The organism is Corynebacterium sp. LK2590 (genome assembly GCF_040946105.1).
GTDB lineage: Bacteria > Actinomycetota > Actinomycetes > Mycobacteriales > Mycobacteriaceae > Corynebacterium.
This window is the reverse complement of sequence record NZ_JAYWMH010000002.1, coordinates 195869-210291: the sequence shown is the minus strand read 5'-3', so window position 1 is coordinate 210291 and position 14423 is coordinate 195869. Positions and strand designations below refer to the sequence as shown.

Here is a 14423-nt window from a genome sequence, read left to right as displayed (position 1 = left end):
ACTAGCGCCCCAGGCGCTCCACCGCGGCGGCAATACCTTCGTCCGTGCCGTTGAGGCCCATGCGGATGTATTGCTTGCCGGCCGGGCCGTAGAAGTCGCCAGGTGCGACCAGGATGCCGCGCTCGGCCAGCCAGTCGACGGTCGCCCGGCAGTCCTCGCCGCGGGTGGCCCACAGGTAGAGGCCGCCGTCGGAGTGGTCGATCTTGAAGCCCGCTGCGGTCAGTGCCTTCATCAACGCCACGCGCCGGCGGGCATAGAGCTGGCGCTGCAGCTGCTCGGAGGCGTCGTCGTCAAGCGCGGCGACCATCGCGGACTGGATGGGGCCGGGCACGATGAGGCCGGCGTGCTTGCGCACGGCCAGCAGCTCCTGGACGAGGTCGCGGTCGCCGGCGATAAACGCCGCGCGGTAGGACGCGAGGTTCGCCGTCTTGGACAGCGAGTGCAGGGCCAGCAGGCCGGTGTGGTCGCCGTCGCACACGCGCGGGTCCAGGATGGATACCGGCGGGTTGTCGTCGTTCCAGCCCAGGCCGAGGTAGCACTCGTCGGAGGCGACGATGGCATCGTGAGCCCGGGCCCAGGCGACTACCTCGCGGAGGTGCTCGACGGAGGCGACCTCCCCGGTCGGGTTGGCGGGATAGTTGAGGTAGACCAGCGAGGCATCGCCGAAGTCGGCGGTGTCGTCGGCTCGGACAACCTCGGCGCCGGCGAGACGCGCGCCTACCTCGTAGGTCGGGTACGCCAGGCCGGGGATCACGATCCGGTGGCCACTGAGCCCCAGCAGGGTGGGCAGCCACGCGATGGCTTCCTTAGAACCGATAACCGGCAGCACCGACTGGGTATCCAGGCCGGTCACGTGGTAGCGCCGCTCCAAAGCGCTCACGATGGCCTCTTGTAGCTGCGGCGTGCCGGCGGTGGCGGGGTAACCCGGCTCCGCGGCCGTCGATGCCAGGCCCAGCTGCACCCCCGGCGAGACCGGGTCCACGGGGGTCCCGACGGACAGGTTGATGATTCCGTCCGGGTGCGCGGCGGCCTTGGCCTTGGCATCGGCCAGCGAGTCCCAGGGAAAGTCCGGTAGCTTCTCCCCCAGCGGGGTGCGGTTCATGGTGCTTCTACTCCTGATTCTGTGGCGGCAACGCGGCGATCATCGGCGCGTCGAAGTCCTGCGGGCCCAAGGCGGCAGCCCCGCCCGGGGAACCCAGATCGTCGAAGAAGGCGGCGTTGGCGTCGTTGTAGTCGAGCCACTCGTCCGGCACGTCGTCCTCGTAGAAGATGGCTTCCACCGGGCAGGCGGGCTCGCAGGCGCCGCAGTCCACGCACTCGTCAGGGTGGATGTAGAGGGAACGCTTGCCTTCATAGATGCAGTCGACCGGGCACTCCTCGACGCAGGACCGGTCCATCACGTCAACACAAGGTTGGGCGATTGTATAAGTCATGGGTGAAAATTATCTCCTGATCCAGTTTTTAGGCCGTTAAATAGTATGTCACTTCGTCTTGACAAAATGCCAGACACCGCCCGCTATGCCCGCAAAAAGCAGGCACACGGTGCGAATATTATTGGCTAGTAGTTGATCCCCGGTTACTTCAACGCCAAACAAAAATATCGCGAAGAGCAGGATCCACACCGCCAAAGGCAGCGCGACCACGAAGGGATTCGAGCTCCACAGCCGCGCCGTTTTGGTCAGCACGTGGTTGAACAGGAACGCCACCACGATGGTAATCGGGAACGGTACCGGCCCAATCCACGCGTTGAGGTAGACCACCTCCAGCAGACAGGACAGCGCCGCCCCGAGGCACAGCCACGTCAGCCCACCGACGGCCTCGGCCCGCGTGAAGTCGGTGCGGATAACCGCCTCCTCGCCGCTCATGAGTCTAGCTCCCCCAGCAGCCCACGGATGCCCTCGCCGAGCGGCGACGGGCCTTGGGCGAGCTGGAAGGACTCGGTGCGCGGCAGCGGCATCAGCAGGCGGTTGGACAGCGCGTAGCCGGTGGGCACCTCGGCCGGGTTGGTGGCTTGCACCCAGGCGGGTTCCGGGTTGGTCTCGGTGACGGTGCCGTCGCCGAGCCAGATCTGGGTCGCGTGGGCGGCCATCGCGCGCCGCTTGGCCTGGTAGGCGGCCGGGGTGAGCCGGACCTTGAGATCGGCGCCGGCGTTGGTGAAGTTGTCTAGGTAATCGGCGATCGGCAGCTGCCAGCCCTCCGGAACGCGCAGGGTCTCCAGCGCCCCCAGCGTCAGCTCGCGCTCGTAGATGGCCCACCACACCCGGGGCACGGCCCATCCGGCCTGCTCTAGCGCCTGGTGGGTAGCCTGGTGCACCGCGATGTGGTCGGGGTGCCCGTAACCGCCGTCGGGCCCGTAGGTGATGACGGCATCAGGGCGTAGCTCGTCGATGAGCTGGGCGATGAGCTGCGCCGCCTCCGGGACGCGGTTGACCAGGGCGCGTGGGTTGGCGTGGGCGGCGGATTCTGCCATGCCGGAGTCGCGGAACTGGCCGGGCCCGCCCAGCAGCACCGACCGCGCGCCCAGGTGGGCGACGGCGGCGTCCAGCTCGCCGATGCGGAAACCTCCCAGCTGGTCGGCCTCGTCCGCCACCAGGTGCTGGTACTTGTCCCCGATGACCTCGCCTTCCTCGCCGAGCGTGGCCGTCGCGACGGTGACCTGCGCGCCGCGCGCGCTCAGCCCGGCGATGGTCCCGCCGGTAAACAGGGTCTCGTCGTCCGGATGCGCGTGGGTCAGCAGGACCCGAAATCCCGACAGGTCCAGGTTAGTCTTCGACACGTTCTCCTTCTTTCCAGGTTGGGGCGGTTTCCAGCGACCACTCGGCCGGCGCGCCCGCGGGGCCGGCGATGCCCCGGCCCACGGCGTGTACCCGGGTTTCGTCGATGATCGGCACGTAGAGGGTCTGGGCCGCATTCAGGGCGCGCACCTGCTCGAGGGCCTGTTCGCCCGTGTATTCGCCTCCCAGGATACGCCCCAGCTGCGCCTCGGCGTCCTCGGGGCAATAGCCGGACAGGTCGCCGCCAGCCTTGTTCTCGGGGCTCGGGCAAACGAAATAGTCGGCGAAGTCCGCCGGCTGCAAGGTCAGGTCGTGCCAGGCGAGGACGGCATCGGCGCGCTCGTTGGGCAGTAGCGTGGAGGTGATGACCGACATCTTCTCCCCGACCACCTCGGCGGCAATGCCCTGGCTGGTGAGCACGTCCACGAGCGCATGGGCGGCGTTGGTGGCGGGCACGTCGGACGGGTCCGCGGCCAGCTGGATGGGCCGGTTCTCGGCGAGCTCGCGCAGCGGGGTGAGATCCGCGCCGGCGGACACCGGGTTGCGGGCCACGGCCAGGTCCGCGCTGCGGCCGGTGGCCAGGCGGGCCAGCTGATCGGTATCGACGAGGCTGGCTAGGGCGCGGCGGACGGAGGCATCGGCAAGCGTTCGGGTGGATAGCTGCAGGCGCAGCTGCCGCAGCCCGGCCTGGGTCTGGGCCTCGACCCCGGGCACCAGGGACAGCGACTCCATGGTGGTCTGCTCCGGCAGGGTGTCGGCGAAACCGACCTGGCCGGTGCGCAACATGTTGACCGCCTGCTGGGACGAGCGCATGTAGTGCAGCTCGATCACGTCCAGCTGGGCCGGCTCCGCGCCCCAGTAGCGGTCGTTGCGGTTCAGGGTGATGATGCCGCGGGCGTTGTCCACGGAGGCGACCAGGAAGCGCCCGGCCGAGGCCGGGATGTCGTTGGCCAGGGCGGCGCTAAAGGAGGCGTCGCCTTCCTCCAACAGGTGGGCGGGCAAGAGGTGCTGGAACAGCACGCGCCAGTCAGCCACGCGGGTGGATAGATCCACGGTGACAATCTTGCCGCCGTCGGAGCTGTGCACCGCACTGATCGCCTGGTAGGCGGCCGGGGATTTCACCCCTGGGGCGCTGCGCATCTTCTCCCACAGGTAGCTGAAATCGGCTGAGGTCAGCGGGGTGCCATCGGACCACTGGGCGGCCGAGGAAATCTCGTAGCGCAGGCGCTGGGCCACGCCCTCCGGGGCCTCGACTTCCTCGGCGGAGTCCACCACGTCGGTATCTAGCTGGTCCCCATGGAAAACCGACGGCAGCACGAGGTCGGCGATGTCTTCAACGAGCTGCTGGTTGTCCGCCAAGAGGTGCGGGTTCAACCCGGCCTGGAGCGGGTCGACGCCGACGGCCACGCGCGAGCGCTCGGTGGGCTCGGGCGGCGGGTTGGTCGTCGTCGAGGTGGTAGAGGGCTCCGACGGGGCCTCTTCGACCACCGGCGGCGGGCCCGGGTTCGCCGCGCACGCACTGAGAACGCCGCCGCCCAGCAGCCCGGCGCTCAGCAGCGCGATCGCGCCGCGAAACGGCTTTGTCACCGGTGCACCTGCCTTCTAGAAAGAAATAAATCCCACCCCACTTTAGTGCAGTAGGGGCGGGATGAGGTAGTTAACGCTCGGGCGAACTACTTATTGAGCTGCTTGTTGCGGGAGGCCGCGCGCTTGCGGTCGGTCGCGGACAGAATCACCTTGCGCACGCGCAGGGCGTTCGGGGCGACCTCGACGCACTCGTCGGTGCCACAGAACTCGAGGGCCTCTTCCAGGCTCAGGGTGTGGGCCTTGGCGAGGGTGACCGTGGCGTCGGCGGTGGCCGAGCGCATGTTGGTCAGCTTCTTTTCCTTCGTGATGTTGATGTCGATGTCCTCATCACGGTTGTTGGCACCGACGACCATGCCCTCGTAGGCCTCGTCGCCCGGCTCCACGAAGAAGCTGCCGCGGTCGGCCAGCTGGGTCAGCGCGTACTGGGTGATCTGGCCGGTGCGGTCGGCGACCAGGGAGCCGGTCGGGCGGGACTTGATCTCGCCGGCCCAGACGTCCAGGCCGTCGGAGATGGAGTTGGCGATGCCCGCGCCGCGGGTCTCCGTCATGAACTGGGTGCGGAAGCCGATGAGGCCGCGGGCCGGGATGCGGAAGACCATGCGGACCCAGTCGCCTTCGCGCACGTCCATGGACTGCATCTGGCCCTTGCGGGTGGCCATCAGCTGGGTGACCGCACCCTGGTGCTCGGAGGGCACGTCGATGGTGATCAGCTCGTATGGCTCGTGGACCTTGCCGTCGATCTCCTGGGTGACGACCTGCGGCTTGCCGATGGTCAGCTCGAAGCCCTCGCGGCGCATGGACTCGATGAGCACGGACAGCGCCATCTCGCCGCGGCCCTGGACCTCCCAGGCGTCCGGGCGCTCGGTCGGCAGGACGCGCAGGGAGACGTTACCGATGAGCTCCTGGTCCAGGCGGGCCTTGACCAGGCGGGCGGTCAGCTTGTCGCCGCCGCCACGGCCGGCCATCGGCGAGGTGTTCACGCCGATGGTCATGGAGATGGCCGGCTCGTCGACGGTGATGCGCGGCAGGGCCTCCGGGTGCTCCGGGTCCGCGATGGTGTCGCCGATCATGATGTCGGAGATGCCGGAGATGGCCACGATGTCGCCGGCGATGGCGTCCTCGGCCGGCTGGCGCTCGAAGCCAACGGTGCGCAGCAGCTCCGCGACCTTGACGGTCTTGGTGTGCTGGTTGCCCTCGTCGTCGTAGTGGATCCAGGCGACCTGCTGGCCCTTCTTGATGGTGCCGGAGTAGATACGCAGCAGCGCGATACGGCCCAGGAAGTCGGAGGAGTCCAGGTTGGTCACGTGCGCCTGCAGCGGGGCGTCGATGGTGGCCGACGGCTCCGGCAGGACGTCGTAGATGACGTCGAAGAGCGGCTGCAGGTCCTCACCGGCAGGCACGTTGCCGTCGCCCGGGTTCTCGGTGGAGGCGATGCCGGCACGACCGGAGGCGTAGAGCACCGGCAGGTCGAGCAGCTCCTCGGCGGCGGCCGCGGCCTCCGGATCGTCCAGGCCGGCGGCGATTTCCAGCAGGAGGTCCTGGGATTCGGTGACGACCTCGTCGATGCGGGCGTCCGGGCGGTCGGTCTTGTTGACCGCGATGATGACCGGCAGCTTGGCCTCCAGGGCCTTGGTCAGCACGAAGCGGGTCTGCGGCAGCGGGCCCTCGGAGGCATCGACCAGCAGGACCACGCCGTCGACCATGGAGATACCGCGCTCGACCTCGCCGCCGAAGTCGGCGTGGCCCGGGGTGTCGATGACGTTGATAATAAGGTCGGCGCCATCCTTGCCCTTACCCTTACGGATAATCGCGGTGTTCTTGGCCAGGATGGTAATGCCGCGCTCTTTTTCCTGGTCGTTGGAGTCCATGACACGGTCCGTGTGTTCGCCGTGTTCGCCGAAAGCGCCGGACTGCTCCAGCATGCCGTTGACCAGGGTGGTTTTGCCATGGTCAACGTGGGCGACGATGGCGACGTTACGGAACTCAGTATGGGTCACGAATCGATTCTCCTTCAATGGAATCTCGGGTTTCCCGCTTTCCTTGCCGGGAGCAGGCTCTTGCCGCCCAGGCTCCCAGGAACGGGACATTTTTCAACGGGGTACTACGATACCCCGCCTGCTGGTTCGCTGCAGAATTGGCCACCGAAAAACCGCCCAAAATTATCCCCGCCGCCCTCCCGGCCCCCGCAGCGGCTTCCGCATTTGCCCCGCGCTGGGATGTGTAACGAAACCATTACATTCGACGAAAGATGAAGTAATAGTCAAGTTTCCAGTTGACTGTTGCCAAAAATTGAATACTGTTACTACAGGTGAAGTTGTTACGGCTGTAACTAATGTGACTCAGGAGGCTTGCAGACACAAATCCCGGGGTCAGATTAGTCACCGCCGGACAACGACTTCTTTACTAGAACTTATCCCCCACCCAAGGACTGCGTTCATCGTGACCATTTCCTCTGCGGACCACGCCAACCACCCGCGCCGCCGGAACTCGACGTCCCGCCTCGGCCGCGCGGCAGCCATGTCAGCCGCGACCGCCGGCCTTATCGGCGCCCTCGTTGCCATGGTCTCCCCCGCCGAGGCCGCCGCGCAGGTACCGGCGCCCGCCGCCTCGGCCGCGTCGTCCGCCGCCGAGCTGAGCGCGCAGTTCGAAGACGCCGTCGGCTCCTCGCTGCCGGTGGATCACTTGGGCCGGCCCACCCCGCAGGCGGCCGCGCAGGTGCGCGACTTCGCCTACCAGCCGTGGATGCCGGAGGACGCGCGCAACGCCATCCTGGCCGCGCTGGCTTATACCACCGGCCAGGGCGGCGGCGAGGCCGGCGTGGAGATGCCCGTCGGCGGCCCGAACTTCCGCCAGTTCTACTGGCCGACCGTCTCCGGCCGCTGCATCGGCGGCACGCAGGACTCCGTCGGGTCTGCCATCGCGGTGCCCGGTCCGACCAAGATCCCCACCCCTGGCGCGGGCGCCGGCGAGACCGCCTTCCTGTTCACCGCCATGGGCACCCAGGCGGCCACGCCCAACCAGGGCCAGATGAACGTCCACTGGTTCAACCTGAACAACTTCCGCAGCGGCGTTACCGCGCTGGGCAACCACGGGATTAACCCGGACGGCCCGGCGACCATCTCGGGCCGCGCCGCCACCGGCCCCGGCACCGTCGTCGCCCTGCTCAGCGGCGCCGTCAACACCGAGGAGGGCAGCTGCCGCTTCGCCCCCACCGCCGCCATCGTGGAGGTTAATTAAAGCTATGAGCGTTGACTTGCATCCCGTGAAGGAAGAAACCTTCGACACGCGCGGCGATTTCAACATCGATCCGAAGGGCTTTAACCGCCCGGTCGACCGCTACGAGCGCACCGATTTCGGCCTCTACATGGGCCGCGGCGCCGACCACCCGTGCTTCGGCTACCTGGAGTCCTGGCTCCTGCCGGAACTGCGCCTGCGCGCCAACATCTTCCACTTCCGCCCCGGCGTCGAGCACTCCCAGGACTTCTACTTCGACATCGCAGATATCTCGGTGACCGACGACGTGTGGTCCACTCGTGACCTCTACGTCGACTTGGTCTCCCTGACCGGCCGCCCGGTCGAGGTCTTGGACATCGACGAGCTCGCGGCCGCCACCTCCGCCGGTTACCTCACCGCCGAGGAGGCCGAGGGCGCTATCGATGCCACCCTGACCGCGGTCGAGGGCATCACCCGCCACCGCGACGACGCCATGGAGTGGCTGCGCCAGCTGGGCTTCCCGCTCACGTGGGCCGACGAGGTAGAGCTCGTGCCCGCCGGCAACGCCTAAGCACTCTAGCGTCGCAAGTGTTGCAGCCGCCGGGGATCCGGGGTAGATTGCAATCGTTTTAGCTGTTGATTTTTGCTTAAAATTCTTGCTTTCGCCTTTATTCGCCTAGCACTGTTCGGAGAGTGGTTTCATGACCGGTGGCCTTCTTGCCTTGTTCGATGACATCGCGCTGATCGCGCGTTCGGCGGCCTCGTCGATCGACGACGTCGCCGCGCTGACGGGCAAGACCTCCGCCAAGGCCGTCGGCGTGGTGGTCGATGACGCCGCCGTGACCCCGCAATACGTCGCCGGCGTGGACCCCAAGCGCGAGCTGCCGATGATCTGGCGCATCACCAAGGGCTCCCTGGTCAACAAGCTCATCATCATCCTGCCGGTGGCCCTCCTGCTGTCCTGGCTGGCCCCCTGGGCGCTGACCCCCATCCTGATGCTGGGCGGTTGCTACCTGTGCTTCGAGGGCGCCCACAAGATCGCCGCGAAGCTGCTGCCGGGCATGCAGGATCAGGAAACGCCGGTGCGCGAGTCCGGCCCGGAGGCTGAGGATTCCCTCGTCTCCTCGGCCATCCGCACCGATCTCATTCTCTCGGCCGAGATCATGGTCATCGCTCTCAACGAGCTGATGGAGGAGTCCTTCGGGCTGCGCGTGGTCACGCTGATCACCATCGCCATCGTCTTCACCCTGGGCGTCTACGGCGCTGTGGCCGTGCTGGTCAAGATGGATGACATCGGCCTGCGCTTGCTCGAGCGCCGCGAGGGCAATTCCTTCGTGGGCAAGGCCCTGGTCAAGGGCATGCCCTACGTATTGCACATCATCGGCATCATCGGCACCGCCGCGATGCTGTGGGTCGGCGGCCACATCCTGACCTCCGGCCTGGCCGAGTTCGGCTTGAGCGCGCCCGCCGATGCCGTCCACCACTTAAGCCAGCTGGTCCCCGCCGGCGTGCTGGAGTGGCTGGTCGATACCGCCGGCTCGATGGTCTTCGGTTTCATGGGCGGCGCCATCATCGTCGCCGTCGTCGAAGGTATTCAGCATGTCCGGGCGGCCAAGTAGCACCACCCGTAGCACGCGGCTGAAATCCCGGCTTTCCTACTTGGCCCTGCTGGTCGCGAGCGGTATTTCCGCCGGCCTGGTCGGCATGGCCATGACGCTGTTCGTCGACGCCCTCCTGTTGGTGGGCGCGCACGACGATCCGGGCCCTGCCCACTGGCTAACCGTCGTCGGCGTGCCGTCCGCCGGCGGGCTGCTGGCCGGGGCCGGCTGGTGGTGGCTGCGCCGCGGCGGTCCCGTGCGCACCGTGGACGACGCGTTAAGCGGCGGCCGGGGCCTGCCGCTAGGCCGCACGCTAGCCGATGCCGCCTTCCAACTGCTCGCCGCCGGCACGGGCAGCTCCATCGGCCGGGAGAACGCCCCGCGCCAGGGTGCGGCCGCCCTCGCCGCGGCCTTCCCCCGGAAAGACGGCCATACCGACAGCGTCGTTCGCGAGCTGTTGCCTATCGCCGCCGGCGCCGGGCTGGGCGCGGTCTATAACGTCCCGCTGGCCGGGGCCATCTTCGCCTTCTCCGTAATGCGGATAACCCCCACCTTCCGCACGGTGTGCTCCGCGCTGGCGGTTTCCGGGCTGGCGACCGTAACCGCCTGGCCGGTGGTGGGCCACCAGGCTTTCTATACGCTGCCCGACTTCTCCCCCAGCCGCGGGCTCGTCCTGGCGGCCGTGGGCTGGATGGTGGTGGTGATGCCGCTGGCCGGCGGCATCGGCGGCGCTTTCGCAGCCGGCGCGGACTGGGCCGGCCGCAACCGCACCCCGCCGCGGTGGTACCTGCCGCTTTCCGTCGGCACGGCCGGGGCGGCCGTGGGCGCCTGCGCGCTGGTCTTGCCGCCCGTGCCGGGCAACGGCTTCGATATCATCCAGCTCACGCTGCACCTGGGCGGCAGCGGCGCGCTCTTTGCCTGCCTGCTGGTGGCCAAACCTGTCCTGACGGTGCTCTGCCTGCGCTGCGGGGCCGTGGGCGGCACGCTCACGCCCGCACTGGCCACGGGGGCATCGCTGGGCGGGGCCGCCGCCTTCTTCTTTCATTGGGCCGGCCTGCCGTGGATGGACAGCGAATACTCGATCATCACCTGCGCGCTCATCGGCGCCGCCGCAGTGCTGGCGGTCACTCAGCGGGCTCCCCTCTTCGCCGCCGTCATCACCTGGGAACTGACCGCGGCCCCGCTGTGGCTGGTCGGCCCAATTGTCGTCTCGGCGCTGGGCTCGTTCTACCTCGCCCGCGGGGCGCGGCGGGCGGCGGCTGCGCGCAAGACTCCTACAGGAACAGCAGCAGCGACAGCGCCATGATGGCCATGCCCGCGATGACGCCGTAGATGGCGAAGTGGTGCTTGCCGGTTTCCTCGGCCGTCGGCAGCAGCTCGTCCAGGCTGATAAAGACCATGGTGCCGGCGATGGCGGCGAAGCTAATGCCCATCGTCGCCGGTCCCAGCAGCGGCATCAGGAGCACGAAACCGATAAGCGCGCCCATAGGCTCAGCTAAGCCGGAGACCAGCGCCCACCAGAAGCCCTTGGCGCGCGAGCCGGTCGCCTCCCGCAGCGGCACGGCCACGGCGATGCCCTCGGGGATGTTGTGGATGGCAATCGCCACCGCGACGGGCAGCGCGACCTGGACGTCCTCGAGGCCGGCCAGGAAGGTGGCAAAACCCTCCGGGAAGTTGTGGATGGCCAGCGCGCCGGCGGTGAACACCCCGGTCTTCATGAGCCGGCGGCGGCGAGCGGCTTCCTCGGTGGTGCCGGGCTCGTGCGGGTTAATTTCCTCCGGCACCAGGCGGTCGATGATCGCGATGACGGCAATGCCTGCGAAGAACGCGCCGACGGCCGCCCAGGTCCCGGCGCGCGCGTCGGCGAAGGCCTCGGTGAGCTGCTCTTTGCCCTCCGGGAGGATCTCGACGAAGGAGACGTACAGCATCACGCCGGCCGACAAGCCCAGGGCCCCGGCCATGAAGCCGGGGCCCGGGTTGCGGCGGCTGACGGCAATGGCGCCACCGATCGCGGTGGACAGGCCGGCCAGCAGCGCCAGCCCGAAGGCGAAGGCGATGGTGGGCAGATCGTGCATGCCCACTACCTTAAAGGCCCGGCCTTTCCCCCGCCGTTATTAGTCCGACTTAACTCCGCCGTCGCCTTCCGGCTCGACGCCGCTGTTGTCCTCGGCGATGTACTCGCCGGTCTCGTAGTCGTAGCCGACGGCGTTGCCCTCCTCGTCGGTGCGGGTGTACCACTCGGTGACCTCGTCCGCGGTGGAGTCGAAGTCGGCGCCGGTGGCGTAGTCGGACTCGGAGGGGGTCGGCTCGATGGTCAGGGCGAAGTCGTCGCCGTAGTCGCGCACGCCGTGGACGACGGCGTTGGAGATCGCCTGGGACTCGTAGTGGGCACGGATGCTCATCGGGTCGTTGCGCAGTTCGCGCACCAGGGCCACGCACATGGCCACGATGATGACGGCGAAGGGCAGCGCGGTAATCGTAATGAGGTTCTGCAGGCCCTGCAGGGCGTTGCGACCGCCGGCCAGCAGGATCACCACGGCGATGCCGGCCATACACAGCACCCAGAAGATGGTGATCCAGGGCTTGGGCCGCGGGTTGCCCTTCTGCGTCATCTGCGAGTTGACCAGCGAGGCCGAGTCCGCGGTGGTCACGAAGAAGACCGCGAGCATCACCATCACCAGCGGCGCGACGATTTCGGTACCGGGGAGCTTATCCAGCACCACGAAGAAGATCTCCTCCGGCGCGGGCATGGACTCGGCGGTGCCGTCGGGAGCCACGGCGTTGGACTGGCGCTGCAGCCAGATGGTGGTCCCGCCCAGGATGGTGTAGGCGCCCACGATGATGGCGGCCGGGATAAAAAGCACGCCCAGGATGTACTGGCGGATGGTGCGCCCGCGCGAAATCTTGGCCACAAAGACGCCGACGAACGGCGCCCAGGACACCCACCAGGCCCAGTAGAACGTGGTCCAGGCCGAGAGGTAGGCCTGCATCTCTTCGCCCTCGCCCATGTTCGCGGCCAGCATGTCCGGCATGGAGCCGACGTACTCGACGACCACGGCCGGCAGCATATTGGCCAAAAACGCGGTCGGGCCGACCACGAAGAAGAAGATCGCCAGGCCGAGCGCCAGGGCCAGGTTGATGTTGGACAGCCAACGGATGCCGCGGGCCACGCCCGAGACCGCCGAGGCGATGGTGCCGACCGAGAGCACCATGATGATGACCAGCGCCAGGGCGTTGCCCTCCGGCGACCAGCCGGTGACCACCTCGACGCCGCGGCTAATCTGCAGCGCGCCGATGCCGAGCGTCGCCGCCGTACCGAACAGCGTGGCGATGATCGCCAGGCCGTCGATAACCCGGGCCTGCCAGGAGTCGTTCTTCTTGGTTCCCAGCAGCGGCAACAGGATGGAGCTCATCAGCGGCACGCGCCCGCGGCGGTAGGACACATAAGCCACGGCGAGGCCGACGATGGCGTAGATGGCCCAGGCATTCAATCCCCAGTGCATGGCCGCCTGTGCCATCGCGCCCATCATGGCTTCCTCACTGGCGGCCTCGTAGGCCCCGGGCCGCGGCGAGAGGTAGTGGCTGAGCGGCTCGTAGGGGCCGAAGAAGATGATGCCAATGCCGATGCCGGCGCCAAAGAGCATGGCCGCCCAGCTGACCGTGGAGAACTCCGGCTTTTCCCCGTCCACGCCGAGCGGGATGCGCCCGTAGCGGGAAAACGCCAGGATGAGGAGCAGGAAGACCAGCCCGATGGCCAGCACGGTAAAGATCCAGCCCAGGTTCGTCATGACCCATTCGAGGGCGACCGAGGATGCATCGAAAACCTGCTGCGGGGCCAGCACGCCCCAGATGATAAACGCCACGATGAGGCCGCCGACCACCACCAGGATGGGTTTGTCCACCCCGTACTTGATCTTCTGGTCCTCGATGGACACGCCCGGCGCCAGCGCCGGGTGGATGTTGTGCGGGTAGATGATGTCCTTGAGCACCCGCTTGGCCTGCGGCAGGCGGCCTGGCTTGCGGTTGTGCCCGGCGCCGCGCTGGGCCGAAACCGGTTCCGACCCTACGCCGGCGTCGGACGATGATGAAGGTTCTTGCTGCGAGATGAGGATCCTCCTTGCCCTAGACACTCGATTCCCGAGTGGATAAAAGAGTGGACAGAACACATAAGTCGATACTTCTGTGGCGTATACCATAACGCACTGTGTGCTGGACTTCTCCACTTTGGGCAAACGTCCACCCTAGTAATCGGGTAAAGGCGGCGGAGGCCTCGATAGACTGTCTGGCAGTGAGGGCTTGCCGCTCAGCTTTCGGCTGGTTCTGGCTGAGCCCACCCGTTTCTCAAAGCAACCGCAGGAGCGCCGCCTTATGCGTAACTACCATCTGCCCGCCCAGTTCCTTGGCGTGGAGCACCTGGCCCTCCTGGATCACCTCATCCCCGCCGCGGTGCTGAGCCTGCCCGGCCTGGCGCACGAGCCGCAGGTCTTAGAGGTTAGCCTGGAGCCCCTGCCTACCGGCTGGCGGGTCCGGGCCGCCGTGGGCATCATCGCCACCATCACCGCGGAAGAAGCGGTGGCCTTCCCCTCCCTGGAGCGCCTGCGGCGCGCCGGGCTGGTGCCCACCACGTGGGCGCAGTGCGAGATTGCCGACGGCCAGGTCGAGGTCGGCATCCACCTGGGCCCGGACGAATGGTTGGTCCCCGTCAACACGGTGCCGGCCCAGGCAGCGCTCCTCGACGGCGGCCAGCCCGCCGCGGTGGATACCTCCCGCGGGGACCTGCCGGACGATTTCGCGGCGCGCAGCCGCGCCTGCCAGCTCATCGTGCGCGTGGACAGGCAGGCCGCGGAGCTCATCGCCAGCACCGAAGACCACGTCTTAGGCACCATCGGGGCCCCGGCCGACTACCCGGCGCTGACCGCAGCTCTCGATGCCGCGGGTGACCGCTCCGTCTGTGCGCGTGCCTATGTGGCCGACGGCAGCATCGCCGTCGATGTCCCCGCCGACGCAGAAGCGCTGCGCTTTCGCCCCGTCCCGCCTGCGCTGCCGGACGCGCAGGCCTGGCCGGCCCGCCCGCAGCCGGTCCCCCAGGTCTGGGACGTCACTCTCGATTGCGCCGCCTTCCCCCTGCCCACCCCGGGCGGGCGGCCGGTTTTAGGGCCCGATGCTCCCGACGAGGAGGAGGCCCCCAGGAGCGCCTTCGGGCCTTTCCCGAAGCTGCACCACGACCCGCCGGCGCAGGACTAGCGCCTCC

The 14423-nt window shown here is 67.9% G+C and carries 13 protein-coding genes; 5 read left to right on the top strand and 8 right to left on the bottom strand.

Annotation, left to right across the window (positions count from 1 at the left end; all coding sequences use genetic code 11):
• Window position 1: 1 nt before the first annotated feature.
• From dapC to typA, 6 genes are all read right to left on the bottom strand, one after another.
• Complete coding sequence (dapC, locus tag VVR85_RS03650) at window positions 2-1102, bottom strand: succinyldiaminopimelate transaminase (protein ID WP_368519599.1); 1101 nt, start codon at window positions 1100-1102, stop codon at window positions 2-4.
• A 7-nt stretch (window positions 1103-1109) separates the two neighbouring features.
• On the bottom strand, window positions 1110-1433 hold the full coding sequence (fdxA, locus tag VVR85_RS03645) for a ferredoxin (RefSeq protein ID WP_070769427.1): 324 nt from the start codon (window positions 1431-1433) through the stop codon (window positions 1110-1112).
• 48 nt (window positions 1434-1481) lie between these two features.
• Entirely contained in the window at window positions 1482-1865 is a 384-nt protein-coding gene (locus VVR85_RS03640; protein ID WP_368519598.1) for a hypothetical protein, read from the bottom strand.
• Window positions 1862-2776, bottom strand: a complete 915-nt coding sequence (mshB, locus tag VVR85_RS03635) for an N-acetyl-1-D-myo-inositol-2-amino-2-deoxy-alpha-D-glucopyranoside deacetylase (RefSeq protein WP_368519597.1) — start codon at window positions 2774-2776, stop codon at window positions 1862-1864. Before mshB ends, VVR85_RS03640 begins: the two co-directional genes overlap by 4 nt.
• The gene (locus VVR85_RS03630; protein WP_368519596.1) at window positions 2763-4361 is read right to left on the bottom strand and encodes an ABC transporter family substrate-binding protein; all 1599 of its coding nucleotides are present in this window, start codon (window positions 4359-4361) and stop codon (window positions 2763-2765) included. The genes mshB and VVR85_RS03630 overlap by 14 nt, the downstream gene beginning before the upstream one ends.
• 86 nt (window positions 4362-4447) lie before the next feature.
• Window positions 4448-6358: a translational GTPase TypA gene (typA, locus tag VVR85_RS03625; protein ID WP_368519595.1), complete on the bottom strand. Its 1911-nt coding sequence runs from the start codon at window positions 6356-6358 to the stop codon at window positions 4448-4450.
• Window positions 6359-6878: 520 nt separating this feature from the next.
• Between typA and VVR85_RS03620 the strand changes: the two genes are divergently transcribed.
• The 4 genes from VVR85_RS03620 (at window position 6879) to VVR85_RS03605 (ending at window position 10478) form a co-directional block, all read left to right on the top strand.
• Window positions 6879-7598 carry a hypothetical protein gene (locus VVR85_RS03620; protein WP_368519794.1) on the top strand — a complete coding sequence of 240 codons (720 nt, stop codon included), beginning with the start codon at window positions 6879-6881 and terminating at the stop codon, window positions 7596-7598.
• Window positions 7599-7602: 4 nt separating this feature from the next.
• Window positions 7603-8145: a DUF402 domain-containing protein gene (locus VVR85_RS03615; protein WP_368519594.1), complete on the top strand. Its 543-nt coding sequence runs from the start codon at window positions 7603-7605 to the stop codon at window positions 8143-8145.
• 130 nt (window positions 8146-8275) lie between these two features.
• Window positions 8276-9193, top strand: a complete 918-nt coding sequence (locus tag VVR85_RS03610; RefSeq protein WP_368519593.1) for a DUF808 domain-containing protein — start codon at window positions 8276-8278, stop codon at window positions 9191-9193.
• Window positions 9174-10478 carry a chloride channel protein gene (locus tag VVR85_RS03605; RefSeq protein WP_368519592.1) on the top strand — a complete coding sequence of 435 codons (1305 nt, stop codon included), beginning with the start codon at window positions 9174-9176 and terminating at the stop codon, window positions 10476-10478. The genes VVR85_RS03610 and VVR85_RS03605 overlap by 20 nt, the downstream gene beginning before the upstream one ends.
• Here VVR85_RS03605 and zupT read toward each other — a convergent pair.
• Both zupT and VVR85_RS03595 read right to left on the bottom strand, forming a co-directional pair.
• On the bottom strand, window positions 10447-11247 hold the full coding sequence (gene zupT, locus VVR85_RS03600) for a zinc transporter ZupT (protein ID WP_368519591.1): 801 nt from the start codon (window positions 11245-11247) through the stop codon (window positions 10447-10449). The two genes, VVR85_RS03605 and zupT, sit on opposite strands and share 32 nt — an antisense overlap.
• Before the next feature lie 39 nt (window positions 11248-11286).
• Window positions 11287-13179, bottom strand: coding sequence for a BCCT family transporter (locus VVR85_RS03595; RefSeq protein ID WP_368519793.1), 1893 nt, complete (start codon window positions 13177-13179; stop codon window positions 11287-11289).
• A 361-nt stretch (window positions 13180-13540) separates the two neighbouring features.
• On the opposite strand from VVR85_RS03595, the gene VVR85_RS03590 reads away from it, so the two are divergent.
• Window positions 13541-14416, top strand: a complete 876-nt coding sequence (locus VVR85_RS03590) for a hypothetical protein (RefSeq protein ID WP_368519590.1) — start codon at window positions 13541-13543, stop codon at window positions 14414-14416.
• The last annotated feature ends 7 nt before the right edge of the window (window positions 14417-14423 follow it).